This window comes from Pseudonocardia sp. OZ21 (assembly GCF_059359135.1).
The window spans coordinates 24,494-50,491 of sequence record NZ_JCADBN010000019.1; the positions used below are offsets into that span (position 1 = coordinate 24,494).

26 protein-coding genes are annotated in these 25,998 nt (G+C 73.2%); 9 read left to right on the top strand and 17 right to left on the bottom strand.

The annotated features are described in order from the left end of the window. Nucleotides 1-83: 83 nt before the first annotated feature. From AC5L35_RS31615 to AC5L35_RS31640, 6 genes are all read right to left on the bottom strand, one after another. Nucleotides 84-392 carry a GNAT family N-acetyltransferase gene (locus AC5L35_RS31615; protein ID WP_495063393.1) on the bottom strand — a complete coding sequence of 103 codons (309 nt, stop codon included), beginning with the start codon at nt 390-392 and terminating at the stop codon, nt 84-86. A gap of 80 nt (nt 393-472) precedes the next feature. Beyond that, a complete protein-coding gene (locus AC5L35_RS31620; RefSeq protein ID WP_495063394.1) occupies nt 473-1,435 on the bottom strand; it encodes an ABC transporter ATP-binding protein in 963 nt (320 codons plus the stop codon). A gap of 79 nt (nt 1,436-1,514) precedes the next feature. Beyond that, nucleotides 1,515-2,525 carry an ABC transporter ATP-binding protein gene (locus tag AC5L35_RS31625; protein ID WP_495063395.1) on the bottom strand — a complete coding sequence of 337 codons (1,011 nt, stop codon included), beginning with the start codon at nt 2,523-2,525 and terminating at the stop codon, nt 1,515-1,517. Continuing rightward, a complete protein-coding gene (locus AC5L35_RS31630; protein WP_495063396.1) occupies nt 2,522-3,412 on the bottom strand; it encodes an ABC transporter permease in 891 nt (296 codons plus the stop codon). Before AC5L35_RS31630 ends, AC5L35_RS31625 begins: the two co-directional genes overlap by 4 nt. Before the next feature lie 72 nt (nt 3,413-3,484). Beyond that, nucleotides 3,485-4,441: an ABC transporter permease gene (locus AC5L35_RS31635; RefSeq protein ID WP_495063397.1), complete on the bottom strand. Its 957-nt coding sequence runs from the start codon at nt 4,439-4,441 to the stop codon at nt 3,485-3,487. A gap of 16 nt (nt 4,442-4,457) precedes the next feature. Then, nucleotides 4,458-6,110 (bottom strand): ABC transporter substrate-binding protein, encoded by a 1,653-nt coding sequence (locus AC5L35_RS31640; protein WP_495063398.1) that lies wholly within the window; start codon nt 6,108-6,110, stop codon nt 4,458-4,460. A gap of 166 nt (nt 6,111-6,276) precedes the next feature. Between AC5L35_RS31640 and AC5L35_RS31645 the strand changes: the two genes are divergently transcribed. Next, complete coding sequence (locus AC5L35_RS31645) at nt 6,277-6,699, top strand: TIGR03668 family PPOX class F420-dependent oxidoreductase (protein WP_495063399.1); 423 nt, start codon at nt 6,277-6,279, stop codon at nt 6,697-6,699. Between the two features lie 28 nt (nt 6,700-6,727). On the opposite strand, the gene AC5L35_RS31650 is transcribed toward AC5L35_RS31645, so the two are convergent. Then, entirely contained in the window at nt 6,728-7,336 is a 609-nt protein-coding gene (locus AC5L35_RS31650; RefSeq protein ID WP_495063400.1) for a TetR/AcrR family transcriptional regulator, read from the bottom strand. A gap of 65 nt (nt 7,337-7,401) precedes the next feature. Here AC5L35_RS31650 and AC5L35_RS31655 point away from each other — a divergent pair, with 65 nt between their 5' ends. After that, nucleotides 7,402-7,809 (top strand): RidA family protein, encoded by a 408-nt coding sequence (locus AC5L35_RS31655; protein ID WP_495063401.1) that lies wholly within the window; start codon nt 7,402-7,404, stop codon nt 7,807-7,809. Between the two features lie 15 nt (nt 7,810-7,824). On the opposite strand, the gene AC5L35_RS31660 is transcribed toward AC5L35_RS31655, so the two are convergent. Both AC5L35_RS31660 and AC5L35_RS31665 read right to left on the bottom strand, forming a co-directional pair. Further along, nucleotides 7,825-8,289 (bottom strand): RidA family protein, encoded by a 465-nt coding sequence (locus AC5L35_RS31660; RefSeq protein ID WP_495063402.1) that lies wholly within the window; start codon nt 8,287-8,289, stop codon nt 7,825-7,827. 93 nt (nt 8,290-8,382) lie between these two features. Then, complete coding sequence (locus AC5L35_RS31665; protein WP_495063403.1) at nt 8,383-8,994, bottom strand: TetR/AcrR family transcriptional regulator; 612 nt, start codon at nt 8,992-8,994, stop codon at nt 8,383-8,385. A gap of 92 nt (nt 8,995-9,086) precedes the next feature. Between AC5L35_RS31665 and AC5L35_RS31670 the strand changes: the two genes are divergently transcribed. Next, a complete protein-coding gene (locus AC5L35_RS31670) occupies nt 9,087-10,283 on the top strand; it encodes a cytochrome P450 (RefSeq protein WP_495063404.1) in 1,197 nt (398 codons plus the stop codon). Beyond that, on the top strand, nt 10,280-10,942 hold the full coding sequence (locus tag AC5L35_RS31675; RefSeq protein ID WP_495063405.1) for a hypothetical protein: 663 nt from the start codon (nt 10,280-10,282) through the stop codon (nt 10,940-10,942). The genes AC5L35_RS31670 and AC5L35_RS31675 overlap by 4 nt, the downstream gene beginning before the upstream one ends. A 27-nt stretch (nt 10,943-10,969) precedes the next feature. Here the strand turns inward: AC5L35_RS31675 and AC5L35_RS31680 are convergent, their stop codons facing one another. Further along, nucleotides 10,970-11,875, bottom strand: a complete 906-nt coding sequence (locus tag AC5L35_RS31680; protein WP_495063406.1) for a LysR family transcriptional regulator — start codon at nt 11,873-11,875, stop codon at nt 10,970-10,972. Between the two features lie 70 nt (nt 11,876-11,945). On the opposite strand from AC5L35_RS31680, the gene AC5L35_RS31685 reads away from it, so the two are divergent. After that, on the top strand, nt 11,946-12,833 hold the full coding sequence (locus tag AC5L35_RS31685) for a dihydrodipicolinate synthase family protein (protein WP_495063407.1): 888 nt from the start codon (nt 11,946-11,948) through the stop codon (nt 12,831-12,833). A gap of 12 nt (nt 12,834-12,845) precedes the next feature. On the opposite strand, the gene AC5L35_RS31690 is transcribed toward AC5L35_RS31685, so the two are convergent. The 3 genes from AC5L35_RS31690 to AC5L35_RS31700 form a co-directional block, all read right to left on the bottom strand. Continuing rightward, a complete protein-coding gene (locus tag AC5L35_RS31690; RefSeq protein ID WP_495063408.1) occupies nt 12,846-13,625 on the bottom strand; it encodes an alpha/beta fold hydrolase in 780 nt (259 codons plus the stop codon). A gap of 96 nt (nt 13,626-13,721) precedes the next feature. Beyond that, nucleotides 13,722-14,072: an MmcQ/YjbR family DNA-binding protein gene (locus AC5L35_RS31695; RefSeq protein WP_495063409.1), complete on the bottom strand. Its 351-nt coding sequence runs from the start codon at nt 14,070-14,072 to the stop codon at nt 13,722-13,724. Next, nucleotides 14,069-14,467: a VOC family protein gene (locus AC5L35_RS31700; RefSeq protein ID WP_495063410.1), complete on the bottom strand. Its 399-nt coding sequence runs from the start codon at nt 14,465-14,467 to the stop codon at nt 14,069-14,071. The genes AC5L35_RS31695 and AC5L35_RS31700 overlap by 4 nt, the downstream gene beginning before the upstream one ends. A gap of 108 nt (nt 14,468-14,575) precedes the next feature. Here AC5L35_RS31700 and AC5L35_RS31705 point away from each other — a divergent pair, with 108 nt between their 5' ends. Continuing rightward, a complete protein-coding gene (locus AC5L35_RS31705; RefSeq protein WP_495063411.1) occupies nt 14,576-17,002 on the top strand; it encodes a SpoIIE family protein phosphatase in 2,427 nt (808 codons plus the stop codon). After that, nucleotides 16,999-17,655, top strand: coding sequence for a nucleoside/nucleotide kinase family protein (locus AC5L35_RS31710; RefSeq protein ID WP_495063412.1), 657 nt, complete (start codon nt 16,999-17,001; stop codon nt 17,653-17,655). The genes AC5L35_RS31705 and AC5L35_RS31710 overlap by 4 nt, the downstream gene beginning before the upstream one ends. 137 nt (nt 17,656-17,792) lie before the next feature. Here AC5L35_RS31710 and AC5L35_RS31715 read toward each other — a convergent pair whose 3' ends face one another. The 4 genes from AC5L35_RS31715 to AC5L35_RS31730 all read right to left on the bottom strand — a co-directional run bounded on the left by AC5L35_RS31715 (nt 17,793) and on the right by AC5L35_RS31730 (nt 22,954). Further along, entirely contained in the window at nt 17,793-18,947 is a 1,155-nt protein-coding gene (locus AC5L35_RS31715; protein WP_495063413.1) for a DUF3500 domain-containing protein, read from the bottom strand. Nucleotides 18,948-19,012: 65 nt separating this feature from the next. Next, complete coding sequence (locus AC5L35_RS31720; RefSeq protein WP_495063414.1) at nt 19,013-19,249, bottom strand: hypothetical protein; 237 nt, start codon at nt 19,247-19,249, stop codon at nt 19,013-19,015. 27 nt (nt 19,250-19,276) lie between these two features. Next, entirely contained in the window at nt 19,277-21,763 is a 2,487-nt protein-coding gene (locus AC5L35_RS31725) for a transglycosylase domain-containing protein (protein ID WP_495063415.1), read from the bottom strand. 147 nt (nt 21,764-21,910) lie between these two features. After that, nucleotides 21,911-22,954 (bottom strand): LLM class flavin-dependent oxidoreductase, encoded by a 1,044-nt coding sequence (locus AC5L35_RS31730; RefSeq protein WP_495063416.1) that lies wholly within the window; start codon nt 22,952-22,954, stop codon nt 21,911-21,913. A gap of 69 nt (nt 22,955-23,023) precedes the next feature. On the opposite strand from AC5L35_RS31730, the gene AC5L35_RS31735 reads away from it, so the two are divergent. Beyond that, on the top strand, nt 23,024-23,818 hold the full coding sequence (locus AC5L35_RS31735; protein WP_495063417.1) for a hypothetical protein: 795 nt from the start codon (nt 23,024-23,026) through the stop codon (nt 23,816-23,818). Between the two features lie 107 nt (nt 23,819-23,925). Beyond that, nucleotides 23,926-25,995, top strand: a complete 2,070-nt coding sequence (gene thrS, locus AC5L35_RS31740) for a threonine--tRNA ligase (RefSeq protein ID WP_495063418.1) — start codon at nt 23,926-23,928, stop codon at nt 25,993-25,995. The last annotated feature ends 3 nt before the right edge of the window (nt 25,996-25,998 follow it).

Consider the following 25,998-nt stretch of genomic DNA (forward strand, 5'->3'; position numbering starts at 1 on the left):
CTCCGACAACACACGCCCGCCCGGCATGGTGGTCACCACGAGCCGCACCGAGCGGCCTTCAGAGGGACGCTCGGGTGCGACCGTCAGAGACCGAAGCGCGGGCGCTCGTCCTCCGGCACCAGGTCGAGGTAGTCCTCGTGCTTCTGGAGCCAGCCGCGGACGAACGGGCACTGGGGCAGCACCGCCAGGCCGCGGGACCGCGCGGCGTCCAGTGCGCCCCGTACCAGCTTGCTGCCCAGGCCCAGCCCCTCGAAGGCGCCCTCGATCTCGGTGTGGGCGAACGTGATCGTTCCCCGGCCCGTGCGGTACGCCACGAACCCGGCGAGCGTGCCGTCGAGGTGGATCTCGAACCGGGACCACTCGGCGACGTCGAGCACCTGCGGTTCGGTCATGTGCTGCCTCCTGTGGAGCCGTGCGGACGGACGTCGGCGAACGACGCCCAGCTTGCCCTCCGGGAGGGTCCGAGCGCCGCTCAGCCCTCGCCCACCGGGACCGGCTGCTGCTGCCGCACGTCGGGCCCGCTGCCGTCGTCGGCCACCAGGTGGCAGGCCACCTGACCGATGGCGGTGGTGCGTAGCAGGGGCACCTCGGTGCGGCACCGCTCGACGGCCACCGGGCACCGCGTGTGGAAGCGGCAGCCCGGGGGAGGGGCGGTGGGCGAGGGGATCTCGCCGGTGAGCAGCACGCGGCGACGGGCCCGTTGCTCGCGGGGGTCCGCCAGCGGAGCGGCCGAGAGCAGCGCCTGCGTGTACGGGTGGGACGGGGAGTCGAACACCGCCTCCCGCGACCCCTGCTCCACCAGCGTGCCCAGGTACATCACCGCCACCTCGTCGGCCAGGTACTCCACGGCCGACAGGTCGTGGGTGATGAACAGGCACGCGAAGCCCAGGTCGCGCTGCAGGTCCGCGAGCAGGTTCAGCACCGAGGCCTGCACCGAGACGTCGAGCGCGCTGGTGGGCTCGTCGGCCACCAGCAGCCGCGGCGACGAGACCAGTGCGCGGGCGATGCTCACCCGCTGGCGCTGCCCCCCGGACATCTCGTGGGGGTAGCGCTGCGCGACCTGGCGCCGCAGCCCCACCTGCTCCAGCGCGTCGCCCACGCGGGTCTCCCGGTCGCGGCGCGAGCTCGCCAGCCCGAGCAGCCGCAGCGGCTCACCCACGATGTCGCCGACCGACAGCCGCGGGTCGAGCGAGCTCGCCGGGTCCTGGAACACGATGGAGACCTCACGCCGGTGCGGGCGCAGCGCCCGCCTGCTGAGGTGGGTGACGTCGGTGCCCGCCAGCTGCACCGTGCCGGACGTCGGCGCCAGCAGCCGCACGACGCACCGGCCGACGGTCGACTTGCCCGACCCGCTCTCGCCGACGAGTGCCAGTACCCGTCCGCGTTCGATCCGCAGGCTGACGCCGTCGACGGCCCGCACGGGGCCGAAGTGCATCACGAGGTCGTCGAGTTCCAGAGCGGCAGGCTCCTGGCCCTGTTCCCGGGCCGGGTGCTCCTCGAGGTCAGTGATCGTCCTACCGTCCCTTCGCGAGGAGGGCGTCTGCCGGATGCCAGCAGGCGGCCCGGTGGGTCGTCGGATCCGTGTCGCGCGGCTGGAGGGCCGGCGCGGCCGAGCGGCACTGGTCGTCGGCGGCCGGACACCGCTCGGCGAACGTGCACGCGTCGGGCTGCTCGTGCAGCACCGGCACCAGCCCGGGGATCTCCTGGAGCCGTCCCCCCGCGGCGCGGCGGCCCGCGGTCGGCACCGCGCCGAGCAGGCCCAGCGTGTAGTGGTGCCGCGGAGCGTCGAACAGTTCCTGCGTCGGGCCGGTCTCGACGACCCGGCCCGCGTACATGACCAGCACGCGGTCGGCGATGTCGGCCACCACGCCGAGGTCGTGCGTGATCAGCACGATCGCCGTGCCCAGCCGCGTGCCGAGGTCGCGCAGCAGGTCGAGGACGGCGGCCTGCACGGTGACGTCGAGGGCCGTGGTCGGCTCGTCGGCCACCAGCACCGCGGGATCGCAGGCCAGTGCCATGGCGATCATCACCCGCTGCCGCATCCCGCCGGAGAACTGGTGCGGGTAGGCCCCCACGCGCGAGGCCGGCGACGGGATCCCGACCAGCGCGAGCAGTTCCACGGCCCGCCCCAGCGCCTCCTTCCGCGAGAGCTTCTGGTGGATCCGCAGGGTCTCGGTGATCTGGCTGCCCACGGTGAACACGGGGTTCAGCGAGGTCATCGGCTCCTGGAACACGTAGGCCACCTCAGCGCCGCGCACCGAACGCAGCGCCGGCTCGGGGGCCCCGACCAGCTCCCGGTCGCGCAACCGGACGGATCCGGTGACGGTCGCCGACGGGGGGAGCAGTCCCGCGATGCTCATCGCGGTGACGCTCTTGCCGCACCCCGACTCCCCGACCACCGCGAGCACCTCGCCCGGCCGGACGTCGAACGACACGGCGTCGACGGCGGACACCGGCCCGTCGTCGGTCCGGAACGTGACCCGGAGGTCGCGCACGGTGAGAACGGGCTCGCCCTGTGCCGTCACCGGGAGCTCCTCGGGTCGAGGGCGTCGCGCAGCGCGTCGCCGAACAGGTTGAACGCGAGCGCCACCAGCATGATCGCCAGGCCGGGCACCACGGCGGTCCACGGCGCCTGGGCGGCGTACTGCTGGGCGTCGGCGAGCATCGTCCCGAGGCTCGGGTCGGGCGGCTGGATGCCCAGCCCGAGGAACGACAGCACCGACTCACCGATGATCGCCTGCGGGATGGCCACGGTGGCCTGCACGATCACCGCGGACAGCGCGTTGGGCAGCACGTGGCGCCCGAGCACCCACACGTCGCTCGCCCCGTCCACCAGCGACGCCGCGACGAAGTCGAGGTTCTTGAGGCGGAACGTCTCCGAGCGGACCACGCGGATCATGCCCGGGATCTGGGAGATGCCCAGTGCCAGCGCCGCGTTGCCGAGGCTTGGGCCGCGGATGGCGGCGAGCCCGACGGCCAGCAGGAGGAACGGGAAGGCGAGCATGAGGTCGGTGAAGCGGGAGATCACCGCGTCGAGGGCCCGGAAGTAGCCGGCCGCGAGGCCCAGCGGGACCCCGACGGCCAGCGCGAGCGCCACGGCGAGCACTCCGACCTCCAGCGACGCCCGCAGCCCGAAGAGGATGCGGGAGAGCACGTCGCGGCCCAGGTCGTCGGTGCCCAGGGCGAAACCGACGGTGCCCGGGATCTGGAACGGCGCGTCGAAGTTCACCTGGGCGGGCGAGTAGGGCGCGAGCACCGGGGCGAGCACCGAGGCCAGTACGGCCAGGGCTAGCACCACGAACCCGGCTATCCCCAGCGGGCTGCGCCGCAGCCTGCGCAGGGCGGCGCGGCGCCGCGGGGGCTCGCCGCCCGGGTCCGGTGCGGGCGGGGTGGCGATCTCGGTCGCGGTCATGATTTCGCCTCCGCGGGAGGGAGTACGTCGGCGGTCATGATTTCGCCTCCGCGGGAGGGAGTACGTCGGCGGTCATGACTGTCCTCCCGCCACTCGGATCCGCGGGTCGATGAGCGAGTACGCGACATCGACCAGGAAGTTGATCAGGATGTAGGCGGCCGCCGTCACGAGGACGACGCCCTGGATGACCGGGTAGTCGCGCTGGAACACCGCGTCGATCGTCATCTTCCCGAACCCGGGCAGCCCGAAGATCCGCTCGGTGACGACGGCCCCGGAGATCAGGATGCCCAACTGCAGCCCGACGACCGTGACCACCACGACGAGGCTGTTGCGCAGGGCGTGCCGGCCGATCACCGCGCGGGGCGAGGCGCCCTTGGCCCGCGCCGTGCGGATGTAGTCGGCCCCGAGCGACTCGAGCATCGCCGAGCGGGTCTGGCGCATCACGATCGCGGCGATCCCGGTGCCGAGCACGAGCGCGGGCAGCACGAGGTGGTGGAGGTTGGCGACCGGGTCCTCCCCGAACGGCACGAAGCCCGACGCCGGGAACAGGCCGAGACCCACCGCCAGGTAGAGGATCGCGATCAGGCCGAGCCAGAAGTTCGGGACCGACAGTCCGAGTAGCGCCAGCGCGTTGGCGAACCACTCCGCGGGGCGCCCGCGCCGCACGGCGGCCACCACGCCGGCGGTGACGCCCAGCACGATCGCCACCAGCAGCGCCAGCACCGACAGCTCGATCGTCACGGGCAGGCCCGTGCCGATCATCGTGGAGACCGGGATCCCGGTCCGCGTGGAGGTGCCGAGATCCCCGCGCAGCGCCCCGAGCACGAACTTCCCGTACTGGACGACGAGCGGGTCGTTGAGCCCGAGCCGCTCGCGGATCGCCGCGAGCGACGCGGCGTCACGTTCCTCCCCGGCGAACGCGAGCGCCGGGTCGCCCGGCAGCGCGCGCACGCCGAGGAACACCACGATCGTCGCGAGCACCAGCGTCACCGCCGACTGCCACAACCGGTGGAGCAGGTAGGACCGCATTCCGGACGTGCTCCCGTCAGCGGGTCAGGCCGGCGAAGGCGACCCGCACGATGCCGTCCGGGAAGACCTGCACGCCGGCCACCTTGTCAGTGACGCCGGTGAAGTTGCGGATGCGGTACAGGTAGACGATCGGGTCGGCGGCGTGGATCGCCGTCACCACCTCGCCGTAGAGCCGCACGCGCTCGGCCTGGTCGGTGCTCGTGCGGGCCCGGGTGAGCAGTGCGTCGAGCGCCGCGTTGCTGTAGCCGGCCACGTTCTGCCCGCCGTCGGTGCTGAGGTAGTTGGTGATGTTGTTGTCCGGGTCGATGCGGCCCGACCAGCCCAGCTGCAGCATCTCGAAGTCGCCGCGGTCCTGCTGGTCGAGCAGCGCGGAGTACTCCACGGGCTGGATCTGGAGGTCGAACCCGCCGTCGGCGACGGTGGCCTGCAGGGCCTGGGCCAGCCGCAGCGAGTCCGGGTTGTTCGACGTGATCATCGAGATCTTGTAGGGGACCGGGACGCCCGCCTCCTGCAACAGGGCGCGTGCGGCGGCGGGGTCGTGGGCCGCGCAGGCCTGCGCGGCCTCGCTCGTGAACTCGGTGTCCGGGCTGATCGGCGAGCAGGTCGGCGTGTAGAGGCCGCCGAACACGGCCTGCACGAGGCCCTGGCGGTCCACCGCGAGCTCGAACGCCTGGCGGATGCGGGGGTCGCGCGAGACGGGCGTGCCGACGTCGCCGACCGGGTTGCCGAGCCCCGAGACGTTGCCGACGTTGAACGTGATGCCCTGGTAGCCCAGCGAGTTGGACTGCAGCACCTGGATGCCCGCTGCGGTGCGCAGGCCGGGGACGTCCTGGGTGGAGAGCGTGTCGGCCACCTGCGCGTCACCGGACTGCAGGTTGGCCGCCCGGATGCTGGCGTCGGTGATGATCCGGTAGGTGATGCGGTCGAGATGGACCTTGCCCGCGTCGTAGTAGTTCGGGTCGCGGACCACGTCGATCGAGTTCTGGGCCACGCGGTTCTCGAACTTGAACGGCCCGACGCACACCGGCGCGGTGCCGAACTTGTCGCCGAGCTGCTGCAGCGCCGCCGGGCTCATGATCATGCCGGCCCGGTCGGCGAGCGCCGAGGTCAGCGGGGCGAACGGCGTCGAGAGGTGGACCACCACCGAGCTCGCGCCCTGCGCCTCCACGGACGTGACGGGCCCGAGCTCGCTCTTCCGGCCGGAGCCCGCCATCGTCAGGTTGCGCTGGAACGTGGTGACCACCGACTGCGCGTCCATCGGCGTGCCGTCGGCGAAGCGCACCCCCTCGCGCAGCGGGATGGTGACGGTGAGCCCGTCGGGCGAGATCGTGGGCAGCGCGGTGGCCAGCTGCGGGACGATCCGCGTGTGCTCGTCGAGGTCGTAGAGCTTCTCGCACATCGTGTGGAAGACGTAGCGCGAGTACAGCGAGCGGGACTGCGTCGGGTCGAGCATGTCGGGCTCGGCCGACAGGGCCATGGTGAGCGTGCCGCCCTGCTGCACCGCAGCGGGGTCGGCGGGAGTGCCGAAGGAGTCGGCGGCGGGCTCCGCGGCCGGCCCGGCGGCCTGCTGCACCGGCGCGCAGCCGACGGCGACGGCCGCTGCCAGCGCGATCGCGAGTGCCGCCGCCCCCCGCCCCCGGATCGTTCGTGCTATCAGGCTGAGCCCCATCGTTCTACCTCCGGCCGTTCATTCGGTCGGGTGAACGTAGTATGTATACAGAGGGTGTGACCATGGTGCACAAGGACTCTTGATCTAGCTGAAACACGACAGCTGCCGCGCCGACCGGGGCGTCACCGGCCACACTGGAGCGATGACTCACCGTTGCGGGGCCTGAGTGCCCGCCCTCGACACTGCGCAGCAGCTCGCCAGGCTCGCGGGCGCCCCCGTCGGTCGCCTGGCCACGCTGCGGGCCGACGGCACCCCCCGGCTGGTGCCGATCACCTTCGCACTCGTGGACGGGCTCGTCTGCTCGGTGGTCGACGAGGTCAAGCCCAAACGCAGCAGCCGGCTCGCGCGCCTCGACGACGTGCGCCGGGACCCCCGCGTCGGGCTCGTCGTCGACCACTACGCCGACGACTGGTCCACGCTGTGGTGGGTTCGGGTGGACGGCACGGCCGAGATCCACGAGACCGGGCCGCTGCGGGAACGCGCGCTCGCCGAGCTGCGGGCCAAGTACCGGCCCTACGCGGCCGTGCCGCCTGCCGGCGTACTGCTGGTGATCACCCCGGTCCGGTGCAGCGGGTGGACGGCCACCTGACCCCCGCCGATCGACGCGGTGCGCAGCCTCAGAAGGCGAGCCAGCCGTCGTCGACCGACCGGCGGCACCCCTCGCGGTCGTCGCCCGCGCTGGTGTAAAGGGCGGTCAGCAGCGGCACACCGTGGGCGAGCGCCTGGCGGGGCAACGGGCCGGTGGCGACCAGTGACGCCAGCCCGTGACCGATGGTCCAGCTCTGGGTGGCCAGCTCCAGCGGATCGACGTCGTCGCGGAAGCGGCCGGCGGCCGTGGCCCGTTCGACCGTCCGGACCAGGCACTGCAGCGTGTCGTCAGCGGCGTCGGCGTCGGCGAGATCGAAACCGGCGTCGAACATGACGCGGTAGAGATCGGGCCCGGCCAGTGCGTTGGACAGGTACGCGGCGCCGAGAGCGGCCAGGTCCCGTACGGGATCGGCCGACGGCGAGACCGCGGCGAGCCGGGTCGCGAGGCGGGTGAAGCCTTCCTGGCGCATGGCCTTCCACAGGCCGTCCATGCCGCCGAAGTAGGTGTAGACGGCCATGGTCGACACGCCGGTGCCGGCGACCAGCGAGCGGAGCGTGATCGGCTGCCGGGCGGCGAGCATCTGCGCGGCCCGGTCGATCAGGAGGGAGCGGACCGCGGGGTCTCCTGTCCTCACCATGGCGCCACAATACATAACGCTGATATGTTTTCGGCGGACGCCTGCACCGATGTCGAGGAGTGGCCATGACCGTGACGCTGATCAACCCCGACGGGTTGCCGAAACCCGATGCCTACCGCCAGCTGTCGGTCGCCACCGGGTCGAAGCTGGTGTTCGTGGCCGGCCAGGTCGCCCGCGATGCCGAGGGGCGTCGAGTCGGCGAGGGAGACCTGGCCGCCCAGGTCGAGCAGGCCTACCTCAACATCGGCACCGCACTGGCCGAGGCCGGCGGATCCTTCGACGACGTGGCGAAGCTGACCGTCTACGTCGTGGACTGGACGCCCGACAAGATGCCGCTGCTGGGAGAGGGCGTCACCCGGGCGGCCGCGAAGCTGGGGGTCGACCCGGTCAAGCCGATCACGCTGCTGGGCGTGGCGGCGCTGGGAGAACCCGATCTGCTCGTCGAGGTCGAGGCCACCGCGGTCCTCGACTGACCGAAGGGCCGTCCGTCACGCGCTCACCTGGACCACGGCCTCGATCTCCACGGCGATGTCGAACGGCAGCTCCGCCATCCCCACCGCGGAGCGCGCGCTGCGGCCGGCGTCGCCCAGCACCTCGACCAGCAGGTCGGAGCAGCCGTCGATCACCGCGGGCGTCCGGTTGAAGCCGGGGGCGCAGTTCACCATGCCGAAGATCCGCGCCACCCGTCGCACCCGGCCCAGGTCGCCGATCTCGGCCCGGAGCGCCGCGAGGAGCTGCAGGCCGGTGAGCCGGGCGGCCCCACGCGCGGTGTCGAGATCCAGGCCGCCGTCACCGACCTTGCCGACCACGAAGCTCCCGTCCGGGCGCACCGGCCCCACTCCGGAGAGGTACACCAGGTCGCCCACCCGGGCGGCCGGCACGTAGTTCCCGGCCGGGCCGAGCGGGGCGGGGAGCTCGATGCCCAGTTCGCGGAGTCGGCTCTCGACGTTCATGGCGCGACCGTACGTGGCGCAGGCGAGGTGATCGTTCTCGCCGCGTTCGGGCGGTTGTGGCGGGATTCGATGCGGGTGGGGCGGGTCGTCGGCTCACGGCCGCGGTGAGGCCGCCTCGGCCGGAAGGACGGTGTCGAGGTACTGGTCGAGCGCGGCCAGTGCGTCGGCGGGGGAGTAGTGCCCGCCGAGGACGTGGACGCCCAGCCCGTCGACGAGCGCGAGCAGGACGGTGGCGGCGAGTTCCGGATCGACCCCGCGCTCGGCCGGGCTCGTCGCCCGGATCTGGTCGGCGAAGAAGTCCCGCATCTGTGCGGTGTTCTCCCGTAGCTCCGCGGCCACGTGCGGGCGGACCGCGGCGTAGGAGAGGAAGGCCAGCGCCACCTTCCCCTCGGTGGCGCGCTCCTCGTCCAGCGGCAGCATCTGGAGCAGGAGTCCGCGCACGAGGTCCCGGGGGGTCGGGACGACCTGCTGGTCACCCGCCTCGGCGGCGAGCCGGGCCTGGACGCGGGCGCTGACCATGTCCAGGGCGAAGATCATCATCTGGTCCTTGGTGCGGAAGTAGTGCTGCACCATGCCGGTGGACACGCCTGCCTCGGTCGCCACATGGCGCAGGCTCACGGCCTCGAGGCCCCGGGTGGCGGCCACCCGCATCAGGGCGTCGGCGATCAGGGCGCGCTGGGCCCGGTGGTCGACCTTCTTCGGCACCGCGGCAGTCTTTCACATTGCAGTCGTATTGACTCGAAGTCCCGGCGAGCTTTACGTTGCAGGTGTATTGCCAAACCTTCTTGGGGGACCCGATGACCACCGCCGCCCTACACCTGCCGCTCGACCGCCCCGACCTCCTGCAACCACCCCCGGCCTACGCGCAGCTGCGCGGGAGCGAGCCCGTCACCCGCGTGACCACTCCGTACGGGATGCCGGCGTGGCTGGTCACCTCGTACGACGCCGTGGTGACCGTCCTGTCCGACCCGCGGTTCGGGGTGGCCCCGCCCGGGGGTGGCCACCCCGGCAACCACACCCTGTTCCAGGACGGAGCCGCACACACCCGGCTGCGCCGCCTGGTGTCGGCGGCCTTCACACCGCGGCGCGTGGAGGCGATGCGTCCGCGCATCGAGGCCCTCGCCGACCGGTACGTGGGCGCCATGGCCGCGGCAGGCCCGCCCGCCGACCTCGTCGACGCCGTCGCGGCCCCGCTGTCGATCAGCACCATCGGCGAGCTGGTCGGCATCCCCGGACCCGAGCGTGCCCAGCTGCGGGAGTGGGCCGACGCGGTTCTCACCGCGGACGCGGCCGCCGGCTCGAGCGAGCAGGTCGCCGCGGTCGTGGAGCAGGCCTGGGCGGCCCTGACCGACTACGCCGCCGCGCTCGTCACCGCCCGGCGGGCCGACCGGGGTGACGACCTCATCAGCGCGTTGGTCGGCGTGCACGAGGACGGCACCCGGCCGGGGCACGACGAACTGCTGAGCGAGGACGAGCTCGTCGCCATGGTGACCACGCTGGTGAGCGCCGGGTACCTCAGCGCGTGCAACGGCATGTCCGTGGCCACCATCCATCTCGTCACGAGCGGGCAGCTACCGGTACTCGCCGCCCACCCGGACCGGCTGGACGCGGTGGTGGAGGAGGTGCTGCGGCAGCAGTCCGGTGTCACCGGCGAGGCGCTCCCGCGGTGGGCCCACCAGGACGTCGAGCTGGCCGGCGTGTCCGTCGCGGCCGGGGACATGGTCCTGGCCCGGCTGGAGGCCGCCAACCGGGACCCCGCCCGCTTCCCGGACCCCGACCGGTTCGTCCTCGACCGGCCCGACTCCCACATCGCCTTCGGCCGCGGCCCGCACCACTGCCTGGGCGCGGCACTGGCCCGCGTGGAGATCCGGGCCGCACTGCGCGCACTCGCCGCGCAGCTGCCCGGGCTGCGCCTGGGTGGACCGGTCGAGGAGATCCCCTGGATCCACGGCTTCGTCGACTCCGGGCCGGCCGCCCTGCCCGTCACCTGGTGACCCGCCCCATGAACAGCGAGCGCGCCACGGCGTCGACCGGTGCCGCCCGCGGCCGCACGGCGGTGGCGGCGCTCGCCCGGCGCGCTGTGCGGTTCGAGACGGGGAGCTGGCGCAGCCTCGCCCGCTGGCTCCGGCGCCGCCCGGACCTCGCACCGGGAGACACGGCCTTCCCCTACCGCGGCCCGCTGCTGGCACCGATGCTGGTGATGACCGGCCTCTCGGTTCTGGAGGTCGTCGCACTGGACCTGCTGATCCCGTGGCCCGGGCTGCGGATCGTGCTGCTCGTCCTCGGCATCTGGGGAACGATCCTGATGCTGGGGATGCTGGCCGCCGTCACCGTCCACCCCCATGCCGTCGGGCCGGCGGGCCTCCGGATCCGGCACGGGACGAGCCTCGACGTGCACATCGGCTGGGACGCGGTCGCCGGCGTCCGGCACGTCCGCCGCAGCCGTCCCGGGTCGCGGTCCGTGCAGACCGACGGAGGCCACCTGCACGTCCTGGTCGGCGGCCAGACCACCGTCGAGATCGAGCTGACCCGGCCCGTCACCGTAGCCCTGCCGCGGGACCATTCCGCGCAGATCACGAGGTTGAGCCTCTACGCAGACGACCCGAGGGCCCTGGTCGCAGCCGTCCGCGCTCCCCGCACTTCGGAGCCGTAAAGCTGCCGAGACGGGCTGCAGAAAGCACTACGGCTCCGAAGTTGCGCCAGAGGCTGGTGGACGCACGGCATGCAGGAACGCCGCGATCGGCGGGTGCTTGCTCGACCCTCGGCGGCAGGCGCCCAGCGTGCTGCGCTTCATCGGCACCGGGGTGAGCACCACGTCCGGGGCGGGCTCCGCGGCCGCCAACTGCGGGACGAGCGCCACGCCGCATCCGACCCCGACCAGGGCCAGCACCGTCGAGAAGTCGTCGACGACATGGCGCACGCGCGGGCGGAAGCCGGCGCGTGCGCACGCCCGGAGGGTCATCGTGCCGCAGCGGGTGGCGGTGGGTGCCACGATCCACGGTGCGTCGCGCCATCGACCGAGCGGATCGTCCTCGCCGGGCCGTGGAGCGAGGTCGCGGGGCGTTGCGACGAACATCCGCTCGTCGAAGAGGTGCGTCGTGTCCAGACCGGGCTCGGGGGGATCCGCGACGAAGTCGTAGCTGTGGACGAGCGCGACGTCGAGCTCACCGCTTCGCAGCGCCCCCGCAACCGCGGCCGGGTCGATCTCCTGCACCGACGGTTCGAGATGGGGGTGGCGATCCGTGAGCGCGGCGATCGCAGGCGGGATGACGGTCCGCCCGGCAGACGGGAACACCCCGATCCGCAGCGGTCCGGCCGGCCCGTCGCGCATCGAGGCGAGTGCTGCCGATGCTTGTTCCAGCCGCTCCAGCACGACCTCCGTGTGCTCGACGAGGGTCAGGGCTGCGGGGGTCAGCACGACCCGGCGCCCCGAGCGCTCCAGCAGCCGCACCCCGGCTTCCCGCTCCAGGCTGCTGAGCTGCTGCGACACCGCGGAGGGTGTGTAGGCGAGAGCGGCCGCGACGGCGGCGATCGTGCGGCGATGGGCCAGCTCGCGCAGAAGCCGGAGACGGCGGACGTCGAGCATCAGCTCAGCTTAGGGTTTGCGCCAGAAATGCGAACGCGACGTGACGGGTTCTCCTCGCGATGATCGGACCATGGATCTCCGCGGCCTGTTCGTCCCGTTGGTCACCCCGCTCACCTCCGACGATGCCGTCGCCACCGGGGCGCTGGAACGCCTGGCGCTCGACGTCCTGCAGTGCGGTGCGGCCGGCATCGTCGCGCTCGGCACCACAGGAGAGGCTGCCGCCCTGGACGACGCCGAGCGCCGCACCGTCGTGGACGTCTGTGCGGCGGTGTGCCGCAGTGCCGGGGCGCCTCTGATCGTCGGGGCAGGCACGAACGACACGCGTGGCAGCGCCGCCGCACTCCGCACGCTGGAGGTGTGGCCCGAGATCACTGCGGCGCTCGTACCCGTCCCGCCGTTCACCCGGCCCACCGAAGCGGGTGTCGTCGCGCACTTCGCGCACCTCAGCCGGCGGAGCCCGGTGCCGCTCGTCGTCTACAACGTCCCCTGTCGCACCGGCCGGTCGCTGTCGGCCGCCACGCTGCGCGGACTGGCCGCCCTGCCGGGGGTCGTCGGGGTGAAACAGGCGGTCCGCTCGGTGGACGCCGAGACGGTGGCGCTGCTCGCCGACCCACCGCCGGGATTTGCCGTACTGGCAGGTGACGACGTGGTCGCGGCCCCGCTGCTGGCGATCGGGGCGGCCGGTGGGGTGCTCGCGTCGGCACACCTGTGCACCACGCGGTTCGTGGACATGGTCGCGGCCTGGAGGGCGGGGGACGCCGTCGCCGGGCGGGAGAGCGCAGAGCTGGCCTGCCTGTCCGCGGCGCTGTTCGCCGAGCCGAACCCGACCGTTCTCAAGGCCGTGCTCCACGCCACCGGGCGGATCCCCACCCCCGCGGTGCGGTTGCCCCTCCTGCCTGCCCACCCGGACGCCGTGGCTGCCGCGCTGACTCGGCTGGACCGGCTGACCGCCTGCTGAGCGGTGGGAGCCCTATCCCGGCAGGGTGCCGAGGAACCTCACCACCGCCTGCTCCGTGACGTCGGGTCGTTCCAGGTGGGGGGCGTGGCCGCAGTCGAGCACCAGCATCTCGACCGGCCCGCCTGCCGCGTCCCGCACCGCCTCGACGTGCGCGACGGTGCCGTAGGGGTCGGCCGTGCCCTGGATCGCGAGCACGGGACAGGTGATCGCGGACAGCTCGGGCCGGATGTCCCAGTCGCGGAACGCGTCACCCCGCCACACGTCGTTCCAGTTCCAGAACGTGGCGTCGGGGTCGCGGTGGTGGCGGGCCATCCGGGTGCGCAGGTCGCCCTCGGTGTAGGTGCGCCGGGCCTGCTCGACCCCGCCGAGGCCCGCGTCCTCCACGAACACGTGCGGCGCCAGCACGACCAGCCCGGCGATGTCGTTCCGCGCCGCGGCGGCCCGCAGCAGCGCGATGGACGCGCCGTCACTGTGCCCGACCAGCACCGGGCGCTCCAGCCCGAGTGCGGAGCACAGCGCCGGGACGACGGTGGCGGCCTCGTCATGCATGAACCGCGGCGTGCGCTTCTGCCGTGGCAGGTCGGAGTGCCCGTGGCCGAAGCGGGAGTAGGCCACCGCCCGGCGTCCGGTGGCGGCCGCGATGCGCTGGTGGAAGCCGCGCCACAGCCCCACGGACCCGAGACCCTCGTGGAGGAACAGCAGGGGTGCGAGCTCGCCGCGGGCGGTATCGGCCGGCACGTCGTCGTACTCGATCCGTCCACCGGGCAACTCGACCCTCGGGAGATCCGGCACCCGCCGACCCTAGTGCGGCGGCCAGAAACCTCCACCGGGGTCCTCGCGCGCCGTTCCGATCACGCGATCACCCCGGCAACGTTCCTGGCCACCGCACTAGTCGAGGAGGGCCGTGAGCTTCTTCGGGGCGATGACCCGGTAGGCGTCGAGGACGATCTCGCCGATCTCGTCCCAGTCCACGTCGTCGACGTCGAGGTAGACCCCCAGCCAGCCGCGGCCACCGACGTAAGGCGGCCGGAAGAACCGGGTGGGGGCCGTGGCGACGAGCTCATCCTGCGCGCCCGGTGGTGCCGCGCACCAGAACGCGACCCGGTCGTCGTGGTGCCGGTCGGCGTACATCACGAACGTCCTGCGGACGAACCATGTCGGCTCGCCGTGGCTGACCTTCTCGGTCACCTCGGGCAGCGCCAGACACAGCGCCCGGAGGCGGGCGAGCGGATCGGTCACGCCTGGTCCGCGGGCTTGATCACCGGCCGGTAGCTGCCCATCGTCCAGATGTTTCCCTCGGGGTCGAGCACCGCGAACTCGCGGGAGCCGTAGGGCTGGTCGGTGAGCTCCTGCACCACCTCGGCCCCGGCGGCCACGGCCCGGCCGTGATGCGCGTCCACGGCGTCGGCGCCGTCGGCCACGAGGTAGAGCACCGCGTGGCCGGTGTCGAACGGATCACTCCTGCCGGTCCGCGTGCCGAGCAGGACGACGCCGTCGCCGAAGCTCAGCTCCGCGTGCGCGATCGTGCCGTCGTCGTTGGTGTAGATCTGCTGCTGGACGAGGCCCAGCGCGCCTGTCAGGAACGCGATCGCGGCACCCGGGTCGTCGTAACGAAGAGTGGGATGAATGGCCATGAAGCGGACAGTAGGCCCGGCCCCCGGGGTGTGGCTTGCACGAATGGGAACTGTTCGCGGCAGTCATGCGCGTGGAGCGGGGCCGGAGCGGCACCTACGCTGAGAGCCGTGCCCGACGACCTGTTCGCCGAGCTGGTCGGACTACTTCCTGTCGGCGTCTTCGCCCTCGACGACGACGGCCGTGTCGTGCTCTGGAACGCCGCCGCCGAGCGGCTCACCGGCCGGTCGAGCAGCGACACGGTGGGGCGCCACGTCCTCGGCGACGGCGCGGCCGGGCCCGCCGCCACCGTGTTCGGGCCCTCCACCGTCACCGGGTTCCTCGACGACCTGCGCGCCGGGCGCCCGTTCAGCGGACGGCTCGCGGCCACGGGCGACCGCCCTTGGCCGTTGTACGTCCGCGTCGTCCCCGGCCCCCGCGACACCGTGCTCGGCGTGCTGCAGGACGTCGGCGACAAGGAGGCGGCGGACGAGGCGTCCGGGTTGCTCGATGCCTTGTGGGAGACCGCCCCCGTCGGGCTCGCGTACTTCGACACCGAACTGCGGTACCGGCGCCTCAACAGGGCCGTGTTCGACATGGACGGCGGCAGCCCCGACGAACGGCTGGGGCGGACGCTGGAGGAGGTCCACGGGGCCGTCGGCGCCGTGATCGCCGAGGATCTGCGGGCGGTGCTGAGCGACGGGAAGTCCCGCACCGACGTCCCGGTACGGGGACGGCTGTGGCACGGGCGGGGCCCGTTCCAGGAGTGGCGGACGCACTACTACCCGGTGCGCGGGCCCGACGGCGCGGTTGTCGGGGCCGGCGCGGTGCTCGTGGAGGTCACCGCGGCCGAGAACACCCGCAAGGCGTTGGCCCAGGCCGCGGCGCAGCGCGAGCACGCGCTCAACCGCTACCAGAGCCTGGTGGAGGCCACGAGCGCCGCGGTGTGGATCCGGGAGGCCGACGGCAGGGCCGTGCGCGATGCCCCCGGCCTCCGCGCGATCACCGGGCAGAGCGCCGTGGAGCATCGCGGGTGGGGCTTCCTCGACGCCGTCCATCCCGTCCACCGGGCCGAGTTCGCGGCGTCGTGGCGGGCGGCTGCCACCGCCGACCCCGCTGCCGTGTTCGTCCGCTCCTACCGGCTGCGCACGGCCGCGGGGGGCTACCGCTGGTTCCGCACGCGTGCCGTCCCCGTCCACTCCGGCGGCCGGGTGGTGGAGTGGGTGGGCACCGAGACCGACATCGACGTCAGTATGCGCGCCCGCGAGCGGCTGGCCGTACTGGCCGAGGCCACGCACGCGATGAACGCCGCGCTCGACCCGGAGGGCGAGCTGGTGGCCCTGGCCGAGTCGGTGGTCCCGCAGTTCGCCGACCTGTGCCGGGTGTTCCTCGTCGACCCCGACCCGCTGTCCCGGGTGTGGAGCTCGCCCACCGGTTCCGGCGCGCCCGGCGAACGCCGGCTCACGGGACGGCGGTCGGTCACGCGGAGGGCGCCGGGGATCCCGACGATGCCCGGGAGCCACGAGAGGTTCGTGTTCTCCGGCGACCACCCCGTGGCCCGCAGTGCCCGCGGCGCCGCGCCCCTGCTGATCCACGTGCCCGACGCGACGGTGCCGTCGTGGCAGCCCCCGCCGGACCAGGCCGGGTGGGCGTCCGAGACCGGGGCCCACTCGATGCTGGTGGCGCCGGTGCTGTCGGGTGGGGCGGTCGTGGCGGCCCTCCTGCTCATCGCGTGCGCCGACCGGGCGCCCTACACCGAGGACGACCTCGCTCTCGTCCGCGAGCTCGCCACCCGGGCGTCGGTGGCCGTGGAGAACGCGGTGGCGTTCCAGCAGAGCCGTGAGGTGTCGCTGGCGCTGCAGAACGCGATGCTCACCGAACCCCCGCGTTTTCCCGGCGTGGAGATCGAGGCCCGCTACCGGCCGGCGGCGGCGCAGCTCCAGGTGGGGGGCGACTGGTACGACGCGTTCGCGCTGCCCTCGGGGGACCTGGCCGTGGGGGTCGGCGACGTCGAGGGTCATGACCTGCCCGCGGCGGCCACCATGGGCCAGCTGCGCAGCATGCTCCGGGGGCTCGCGCACGACAGCGAGGCCGCGCCGTCGGTGGTGCTGAGCAAGCTCGACCGGGTGCTGTCCGGTCTCGACGTCACGCGGTTCACCACGCTCGTCTACGGCAGGCTCACCTCCACCGCCGACGGCGCGGTGTTCCGCTGGTCCAACGCCGGGCACCCCGCGCCGATACTGGTGGGCCCGGACGGGGAGCCGCAGCTGCTCACCGGCCGCATCGACGTCGTACTGGGGGTCGAACCCGCCGCGCGCAGACACGACCGGGAGGTCCGGATCCTGCCGGGCTCGACGCTGCTGCTCTACACCGACGGGCTGTTCGAACGCCGCCGCGACCCCGGCGACACGGCGGGCGCGGCCCTGCTGGACCTCGTACGCCAAGGCTGCACCCTGCCGCTCCCCGGGTTCTGCGACCGCCTCGTGCAGGCCGGCATCGCCGACACGGGCGACGACATCGCGGTGCTCGCGCTGCGGGTCGCGGCGGAACCCGGATGACGCTCGACGATCTCGTCCGGCGCGCCGCCGCACTGGCCGCCGGGCCACGACGCGCGATCCTGGGCATCACCGGCAGCCCGGGCGCGGGGAAGTCCACGCTGGTGGCGGCCCTGCTGGCACGCCTGGATGACCAGGACGTCGCGCACGTGCCGATGGACGGGTTCCACCTCGCCGACGTGGCGCTGGATGCCCTCGGTCGCCGGGACGCCAAGGGCGCTCCGGACACCTTCGACGTCGGCGGTTACGTCGCGCTGCTGCGGCGGCTGCGGGCCGCGGACGACGACCCGTCCGAGGACGTGGTCTACGCGCCCGCGTTCGAGCGGGATCTCGAGCAGCCCCTGGCCGGGGCCATCGCGGTGCCCAGGAGCGCCCGGCTGGTGCTCACCGAGGGCAACTACCTTCTGCTCGACCGCGGCCGGTGGGCGCAGGTCCGCCCCGAGCTCGACGAGGTGTGGTTCTGTGACCCGCGCCCCGACGTCCGGTTGGCGCAGCTCACCGCCCGCCACGTCGCGTTCGGAAAACCGCCCGCCCACGCCACTGCCTGGGTGGCGGCCGTCGACGAACCCAACGCCGCGCTGGTGGAGGCGACCAGACCCCGGGCCGACGTGGTCGTCCCGGCCACCCTGCTGGAGTCGCTCCCGGCCGTCGGCTGACCGCGCCGACCACCGGCGTCGACCACCGGCGTCGACCACCGGCGCCGAGCCCGGCCCGAGTTGCAGCAAAGCCACGTTGCGGCAACGAGCTTGCATGAAAGTGGCTTTGCTGCAACGGGCGGGGGGCGGGCGGGGGCTCAGCTGTGGTGCGCCGCCCGGTGCGCGGCGAGCACGTCGAGCCCGAAGTCGGCCTCCGGGTCGCGCCACACCGCGTGCGCGTGGTTGACGTTGCGCTGCGTGTTGTCCCACTCGGCCAGCAGCCGGGGGCCCTGCAGCCGGTAGTAGTGCGGCTCACCGGCCACCGTGGAGCCCGCCCAGGCGAGGTGAACGGCGTCGAGCGCCGCCGGGTCGCGGTAGCGCTCGAACGGCGAGACCTCGTCCGGGACGCGGCCGAGGTAGGTCCGCAGCAGGTGCAGCAGCAGTTCGCGCTGCCCGGCGTCGAGCTCCGAGGCGGGTATGCCCTTCGGGGTGTCGGTGAGCGCCAGCGTGCGGTGGTCGGCACTGTCGAGGCCGGTGGCAGCGTCGGCCCTGTCGCTCTGGGCCTGCAGCCGCTGCTGCTCCCCGGGGTCGGGGAGCGGGCTGCCGAAGACGCCTGCCAGAGGGATGACCTGGTCGCCGTCGGTGATCCGCGACCGGTTGCCCCCGATGATGTCGGACGGGGCCCGGGGCAGCAGCACGGCCCGTTCGGCGAGCTCGGGCCGCAGCGAGCGGACGAGCTCGCGGGCCAGGTCCTCCGGAGCTCCGAGTGGGCGCAGCCGGGCGTCGCCGAGCAGCGTCGAGGTGGCCGGGTCGGCGCCGAGGAAGCACGGCGTGGTCGCGGCGACGCGGCCGTCGACGACGAGGTTGTTGAGCGACACGTGGTGTCCCCCGAAGCGCCACCCCCAGGGAGCCGATCCGCCCGGTTCCCCGAACACCCGCAGGTAGTACAGGCCCGGGTCCCGCCCGCGCTCCCGCCCGAACGACACGGCGAAGTCCTCGGTGTGGTCGAGCACGTTCTCCAGGCCCATCACGGTGGCCACCGTGACGTAGCCGGGCGTGGACAGCCCGGTACCGACCAGCCGCATGGCCAGCCGTTGCTGGGCGGGGCGCTGCTGGTGGACGGTGAGGCCGCCGTGGTCGGTCGGCGTGTAGAACCAGCGGAGCCGATCGGCGTCGGACGGGTCGTCCCCGCCCGGTACCGGTCCCGTGCCCACCTCGCGCTGTTGCGCGTCCAGGGACTCCAGCCACGCGTTCGCCGCCTCGGCCATCCGGTCCGCGACCTGCCGGGTCGCCTCGCTCGCTGCCAGCACCATGTCGCGACGGTACGACGCCGGAGCACCGCCCGCCGGGCCCATGTGATCACAGCGGCGGCCGGGTATCAGACGAACGGTGAGGGACCCCCGAAACCGCGGGGTCGTCCGGGGCGGATCTCACACCGGACGGTAGCCGGGTCGAGCCCGGTGAGGTCGGCGATGAGCGACCGTACCGCGGCGTCGGCATCAGGCATCGCCGACACGGTGGTGGAGGCCTCGATCTCCGGCACGTACAGGACGACACCACGCTCGGAGAGCCAGGTCAGCACCTGGAACGTGCGCTCGCCCAGCCCCGCGGCCACACCCGACAGCCTAGAGCCGCCGGCGCGTCAGCCACAGTCGGTTACCGAGCAGTCCGGCGTGGGGGTGGTCGTCTCGGGGTCGGCCTGACCGAACATCGGAGCCCTGGTGGTGGAGCTCGCCCCGTCGGGTGACGCGGCGCGCTGGTCCTGGTCCTCGGGTTCCGGGTCCGCCCCGCCGAGTACGCCGTGGCGGGGCGCGGTCTCCCGGTCCTCGTCGGCCGGGTCGGGGGCACCGGACGGCGCCGCGGGATCGGCGGCCGGAGGCCCGGTGGTGGGTGTCGGGGTGGCGGTGGCCGCCGAGGTCGGGGTGGCCGAGGCCCGGGCACCGGACCCCGCATCGGAGGGCCCCTCACCGATGGGGCGGAACGGGGCGAACTGCTCGACCGGCTCGTCGTCCACCGCCTGGGCCATGAACTGGTGCCACACCTCGCCCGGCAGGCCGGCCCCGTCGATCGGGGTGCCCCGCGCCGTGCGGATGGGCGAGTTCATGTCCGTCCCCATCCAGACCACCGAGGCGATCGACGGGGTGAAGCCTGCCATCCACGCGTCGTTGTTCTGGCCCTCGAACCGCGACTGGACCGTGCCCGTCTTCGCGGCCACCGGGCGGCCGCCCGGGAGGGCCAGGTCGTCGTGGGAGGCGACGTTCAGCATCGACTCGGTGACGTTGCGCGCCACCCGCTCCGGGAACCGCCGCTCTCCCTCGGTGTCGGCCTGGTAGAGCACCCGGTCGTCGGCGGTGACGACCGACGTGACGAGGTGCGGCTGGTGCCAGACGCCGCCGGCCGCGATCGTCGCGTACGCCGAGGCCAGCTCGAGGGCGCTGACCTCCTTGTTCCCCAGCGCGATGCCCTCGTTCGGGTCGTCGAGGGGCGCGGTGACGCCGGCCGACCGGGCGGCGGCCGCGACGGCCTCGGGGCCGACCTGCTTGGCGAGGGTGTTGAACACGACGTTGTTCGAGACCGTCATCGCCTGCTTGAGGTCGCACTCCTCGCAGTCGGCGCCCTCGGCGTTGCGCAGCCCCGGCACCTCGGCCCCGTCGAAGGTCTCGCCCAGCCCGACCGGCGGGTCCTCCTGCAGGCCCGCGAGCACCACGAACGGCTTGAACGTCGAGCCGGCGAGCCGCCGCACCCGCGTGTAGTCCAGGCCGAGGCCGTTGTCGCCGCCGTAGTAGGCGAGGACCCCACCGGTCTCCGGGTCGATGGCCACCATGGCGCTGCGCAGGTTGACCGGCTGACCTTCGAGCGTGTCGTGGGCGGCCGCGACCGCCTGCTTCTGGCGCCGGGGGTCGATCGTCGTCGTGATCCGCAGGCCTTCCTGGGCGATGTCCTCCTCGGAGATCCCCAGCTCCTGGAGCTCGGCGGTGACGGCGCCGACGATGTGCCCGCTGCTGTTGGCGGGCCGCCCGCCGGAGGACGTCTTCCGGGGCACGGTGTGCGGGAACTGCGCGGCCTGCCGGGTGGCCGGGTCGAGCCAGCCCTCGGCGACCATGCCGTCGAGCACGAAGTTCCACCGCTCCACCGAGTGCTCCGGGTTGATCGCGGGGTCCCACCGGGACGGCGACTGGATCACCGCGGCCAGCAGCGCTCCTTCGACGGGCGTCAGGTCCTGCGCGTTCTTGCCGAAGTAGGACTGGGCCGCCGACTGGATGCCGTACGCCCCGCGGCCGAAGTAGATCGTGTTGAGGTAGTCGGAGAGGATCTGGTCCTTGCTGCGCTCCTGGGAGATCTTGAGCGCCAGGATGATCTCCTTGTACTTGCGCCAGAGCGTCTGCTCGTCTCCCACCAGCGCCTTCTTGACGAACTGCTGGGTGATCGTCGAGCCGCCGCCGGAGCCGCCCCGTAGCTGGTTGCGGACGGCACGCAGGATCCCCATGACGTCGAAGCCGGGGTTGGAGTAGAAGGACCGGTCCTCCGCGGCGAGCACGGCGTGGCGGACGTGCAGCGGCACCTGCTCGATCGGCACCTTGGTGCGGTTGCCCTCCTCGGGCACGAGGCGGGTGAGCTGGTCCCCGTCGGCGAACGACACCGTGGCCACCTGGTTGTTCACCGCATCGTCCGGGTTCGGCACGGCGAGGACGAGGTATCCGATCGCGAACGCGAGCACCGGGCCGAGCACCGCGGCGGCAGCCGTACCGATCAGCGCGACGATGGCCCGGCGCCGCCAGAGCGCCTTCTTCCTCTGCTGCTCGTCCGGGTTCCCCGGCTCAGAGGTACGCCGCTCCTGCCCCTGTCCGTCGACGGCAGGCAGGACGTCGGTGGGCCCGGGGACGTCGGCGGGATCGGGGACACGCCGGCGGCCGGGCTCCTGCGCGGGCGCGACCCGGCCCCTCGGCGGCTGTGGCCGGCCCGGGCCGGTGGGTGCGGCGACGCGGGAACGCTGAGCGGGCGGCCCGGGCCTGCGCTCGATCGGGCCGGGGGAGCGGTGGGGCCGTGACGTACCTGGTCCGCCCACCAACCGTCCGAGGTCCTTCCACTTGCTGCCGTCGCGCTCGTCTGCGGCGGCCGTGGGGTTCAACGGTGCACCCGCGCCGACGGTGCGGCTGCGTCACCGGCATCACCCGAGTGGGTGACCCCGACATGACGACGGCGCCGCGGACCGGAACCCGGGGGTGACCGGGCCCTGACCCGACGGCCGTCCGCGTGCCCGGCCGAGGCGGCGGCGTCAGACCCGGGCGGGCGCCACCGCCGCTGCGAGCAGCTCGTACGAGCGGAGGCGGTCGGCGCCGTCGTGGGTGCTGGTGACGACCATCAGCTCGTCCACCCCGGTGCGCTCGACGAGCTCGTGGACGCCGTCGCGCACCGTGTCGGGCGAGCCGATGATCTGGGCGGCCAGCCGGTCGTCGACGAACGCCCGCTCCTCCTCGGTGTAGGGGTACGCGCTCGCCTCGTCCGGGGTCGGGACCGGGCTCGGGTGTCCGAGGCGGAGCCGCAGGAACTGCAGCGCGCTCGGCAGGGCGAGGCGCTGGGCCTCCGCGTCCGTCCCGGCGGCCAGCACCGAGGCGGCGATCATGGAGTAGGGCTGCTCCAGGGTGGGGGATGGCCGGAACGCCTCGCGGTACAGCGCCAGCGCCGGGAGCGTGTTGGCCGCGCTGAAGTGGTGGGCGAACGCGAACGGCAGCCCCAGCACTCCCGCCAGCTGGGCGCTGTAGCCGCTGGACCCGAGCAGCCAGATCGCCGGCTGCTGACCGTGTGCCGGCACCGCCACCACGGGCCCCTCGCCGCGGAAGTACGACGCCAGCTCCGTGAGCTCCTGAGGGAAGTCGTCGGCGCCCAGCTGTGCGGATCCCCGACGCAGTGCGCGTGCGGTGCGCTGGTCGGTGCCGGGGGCCCGCCCGATGCCGAGGTCGATCCGTCCGGGGTGCAGGGCGTCGAGCGTGCCGAACTGCTCGGCGATGACGAGCGGCTGGTGGTTGGGCAGCATCACCCCGCCGGACCCGACGCGGATCCGCGAGGTGGCCCCGGCGAGGTGGGCGATCAGCACCGCGGGCGAGGAGCTGGCGATCCCCGGCATCCCGTGGTGCTCCGCCACCCAGTAGCGGTGGAAGCCCAGCTCCTCGACGCGCCGGATCAGCGCGGTGCTGTGCTTCAGCGCGACGGTGGCCGTCGAACCGGAGCCGATGGGGACGAGGTCGAGTACGGAGAGAGGCACCACGCGCGGTGCAACCGCGGCGCGCAGGCAGTTTCTTCCCTGCCGCCGCACCGCCATCCAGCCCAACGGCGGCAGGACCAGGTGGGTGGACCGGAGCTGCTCCGGAGCTTTGGGAAAGAGTGAGGTATGCGTGCCCCCGCCGACTCGGACGAGACCGGTCCGCTCGAGATCGACCCGCTCGGTTCCGTGCTCGCAGGTCTGCTGCGCATGCCGGGGGTGCGGGTGGCGCACGTGGTGGACGCCCGGCACGGGGTGATCGTCGCTGCGGCCGGGGCCCCCACGGCTGACGGCGGCACCGCTCTCGTGCAGCTCGCCCGGGCGATGGTGCCCTTCGCCGCGGAGCCGGATCCACTCGACGACGTGGTCGTCTTCAGCCGGGACTCGGTGCACGTGCTGCGGGAGTGCGAGGAGCCGGGGACCGTCCTGCACGTGTGCATCGACCGCAGGCACGGCGATCTCGACGCCGCCCGCCGGGCCCTGCGCGTGACCGGGCTGCAGCAGGCCGCGCCGGTCGCGCAGCCCCCGCCCGCCGCGGTCCCGTCGCTCCCCCCGGTGCCGGTGTCGGCGGTTCCGGTCCGGCCCGTGCCGGTCCCCCGACCGCGGCAGGCGCCGGTCGCAGCACCGTTGCCGGTGCCCCACCCGCGGCGATCGTCCGCACCGGGCCCGGCAGGCCAGCAACCTGCGCTGGTGACCCTCACCGGGCAGCGCCCGCCCGCCCGGGCCGGAGCGCTGGCGGTGCTGGCGCTGCAGCACGTCGAGCCCGAGCCCAGGGTGGCCGTCGAGGTGCCGCTCCCGCGGCGCCGTCCGTCGCCCCGGCCCGTGGCTGCGGTCCCAGCTGGTGGGGCCGTCCTGCCCCAGGCGTGGGCCCAGGACGTCGGCGCGTTGCAGCGGGTGCTCGCAGGGCTGCGGAAGCTGGCCTGAGGGATCCTCGGCCGTGGGAGCCACCGCCCCCGGCACGCTGCCGGAAACCAGGTCGCGCGACACCTCTACCATCGGCTTGTACATCGTCTGACTGCTGGAGGCCTCCCGTGTCCGCGCCCGTATCTCCCGTCGCGTCCGCCCCCGTCCGGGTGCCGGCCGGGACGACGGCGGGCACCGCCGTGCGCGAGGCGGGTCTGCCCACCAGCGGCCCGAGCACCGTCGTCGTCGTCCGCGATCCCGAGGGGCGCCTGCGCGACCTCGGGTGGGTGCCCGACGGTGACGTCGAGGTGCAGCCCGTCGGCGCCGACACCGAGGACGGCCGCAGCGTCATCCGGCACTCCGCAGCCCACGTGCTCGCCCAGGCCGTGCAGCAGCTGTACCCCGAGGCGAAGCTCGGGATCGGGCCGCCGATCACCGACGGCTTCTACTACGACTTCGACGTGGAGAAGCCGTTCACGCCCGACGACCTGACCAAGATCGAGTCGGCGATGAAGAAGATCATCAAAGCCGGCCAGCGGTTCTCCCGCCGCCGCTTCGACTCGCTCGAGGACGCCCGCGAGGAGCTCGCCGGCGAGCCGTACAAGCTCGAGCTGATCGAGCTCAAGGGCGGGCCGGAGTCCGATGCGGCCGAGGACGGCGAGGTCATGGAGGTCGACGCCTCCGGCGAGCTCACCATCTACGACAACGTGCACGCCCACACCGGCGAGACCGTGTGGTCCGACCTGTGCCGTGGGCCGCACATCCCGACCACGCGCTTCATCCCCGCCTTCAAGCTCACCCGAACCGCGGCGGCGTACTGGCGGGGCAGCGAGAAGAACCCGCAGCTGCAGCGCATCTACGGCACCGCGTGGGAGAGCCAGGAGGCCCTCGACGCTCACCTGGAGCGGCTGGCCGAGGCCGAGCGCCGTGACCACCGCCGCCTGGGCGCGGAGCTCGACCTGTTCTCGTTTCCCGACGAGCTGGGCTCCGGGCTGCCGGTGTTCCACCCGAAGGGCGGGATCATCCGGCGCGAGCTGGAGGACTACTCCCGCCGCCGGCACGAGGAGGCGGGCTACGAGTTCGTCTACACCCCGCACATCACCAAGGGCCGGCTCTACGAGATCTCCGGTCACCTCGACTGGTACGCCGACGGGATGTTCCCGGCGATGCACCTCGACGAGGAGCGCGGTCCGGACGGCGAGGTGCGCAAGCCGGGGCAGGACTACTACCTGAAGCCGATGAACTGCCCCATGCACATCCTGATCTTCGACTCGCGCGGCCGCTCGTACCGGGAGCTGCCGCTACGCGAGTTCGAGTTCGGCTCCGTGTACCGCTACGAGAAGTCCGGAGTGATCCACGGGCTCACCCGTGTGCGGGGCATGACCCAGGACGACGCCCACATCTTCTGCACCCCTGAGCAGGTGCAGGACGAGCTCAAGTCGTTGCTGAAGTTCGTGCTCGACCTCCTGCGCGACTACGGCCTCGACGACTTCTACCTCGAGCTGTCCACCCGTAACCCCGACAAGTCCGTCGGCACCGACGAGATGTGGGAGCGGTCCACCGAGGCGCTGCGCGAGGCCGCCGAGCACTCGGGCCTCCACCTCGTCGACGACCCCGGCGGCGCGGCGTTCTACGGGCCGAAGATCTCGGTGCAGGCGCGCGACGCGATCGGCCGCACCTGGCAGATGTCGACCATCCAGCTCGACCTCAACCTGCCCGAGCGGTTCGGGCTGGAGTACACGGCGGCCGACGGCTCGCGCCAGACGCCGGTGATGATCCACCGCGCCCTGTTCGGCTCCATCGAGCGGTTCTTCGGCGTGCTCACCGAGCACTACGCGGGCGCGTTCCCCGCGTGGCTCGCCCCCGTGCAGGTCGTCGCGATCCCGGTCACCGACGACCAGGTCGGCTACGTGGAGGACGTCGCCGCGCAGCTGCGCCGCCAGGGCGTGCGGGTCGAGGTCGACGCGGGCGACGACCGGATGCAGAAGAAGATCCGCACCCACACGCTGCAGAAGGTGCCGTTCCTGATGCTGGTGGGCGGCCGGGACGTCGAGGCGGGCGCGGTCAGCTTCCGGTTCCGCGACGGGTCCCAGCTCAACGGGATCCCGGTGGCCGACGCCGTGGCCACGGTCGTCGACTGGATCGCGAGCCGGAACAACACCTCGCCGACGGGCGAGCTCTTCGCGGCGGCCCCGTAGCGG

What these genes read in the sequence shown, in the direction of transcription:
- AC5L35_RS31615 (WP_495063393.1), bottom strand. Translation starts at nt 392, where the DNA reads ATGACCGAACCGCAGGTGCTCGACGTCGCCGAGTGGTCCCGGTTCGAG.
- AC5L35_RS31620 (WP_495063394.1), bottom strand. Translation starts at nt 1,435, where the DNA reads ATGCACTTCGGCCCCGTGCGGGCCGTCGACGGCGTCAGCCTGCGGATC.
- AC5L35_RS31630 (WP_495063396.1), bottom strand. Translation starts at nt 3,412, where the DNA reads ATGACCGCGACCGAGATCGCCACCCCGCCCGCACCGGACCCGGGCGGC.
- AC5L35_RS31635 (WP_495063397.1), bottom strand. Translation starts at nt 4,441, where the DNA reads ATGCGGTCCTACCTGCTCCACCGGTTGTGGCAGTCGGCGGTGACGCTG.
- AC5L35_RS31640 (WP_495063398.1), bottom strand. Translation starts at nt 6,110, where the DNA reads ATGGGGCTCAGCCTGATAGCACGAACGATCCGGGGGCGGGGGGCGGCG.
- AC5L35_RS31650 (WP_495063400.1), bottom strand. Translation starts at nt 7,336, where the DNA reads ATGGTGAGGACAGGAGACCCCGCGGTCCGCTCCCTCCTGATCGACCGG.
- AC5L35_RS31655 (WP_495063401.1), top strand. Translation starts at nt 7,402, where the DNA reads ATGACCGTGACGCTGATCAACCCCGACGGGTTGCCGAAACCCGATGCC.
- AC5L35_RS31660 (WP_495063402.1), bottom strand. Translation starts at nt 8,289, where the DNA reads ATGAACGTCGAGAGCCGACTCCGCGAACTGGGCATCGAGCTCCCCGCC.
- AC5L35_RS31670 (WP_495063404.1), top strand. Translation starts at nt 9,087, where the DNA reads ATGACCACCGCCGCCCTACACCTGCCGCTCGACCGCCCCGACCTCCTG.
- AC5L35_RS31680 (WP_495063406.1), bottom strand. Translation starts at nt 11,875, where the DNA reads ATGCTCGACGTCCGCCGTCTCCGGCTTCTGCGCGAGCTGGCCCATCGC.
- AC5L35_RS31685 (WP_495063407.1), top strand. Translation starts at nt 11,946, where the DNA reads ATGGATCTCCGCGGCCTGTTCGTCCCGTTGGTCACCCCGCTCACCTCC.
- AC5L35_RS31700 (WP_495063410.1), bottom strand. Translation starts at nt 14,467, where the DNA reads ATGGCCATTCATCCCACTCTTCGTTACGACGACCCGGGTGCCGCGATC.
- AC5L35_RS31710 (WP_495063412.1), top strand. Translation starts at nt 16,999, where the DNA reads ATGACGCTCGACGATCTCGTCCGGCGCGCCGCCGCACTGGCCGCCGGG.
- AC5L35_RS31715 (WP_495063413.1), bottom strand. Translation starts at nt 18,947, where the DNA reads ATGGTGCTGGCAGCGAGCGAGGCGACCCGGCAGGTCGCGGACCGGATG.
- AC5L35_RS31730 (WP_495063416.1), bottom strand. Translation starts at nt 22,954, where the DNA reads ATGGCGGTGCGGCGGCAGGGAAGAAACTGCCTGCGCGCCGCGGTTGCA.
- AC5L35_RS31735 (WP_495063417.1), top strand. Translation starts at nt 23,024, where the DNA reads ATGCGTGCCCCCGCCGACTCGGACGAGACCGGTCCGCTCGAGATCGAC.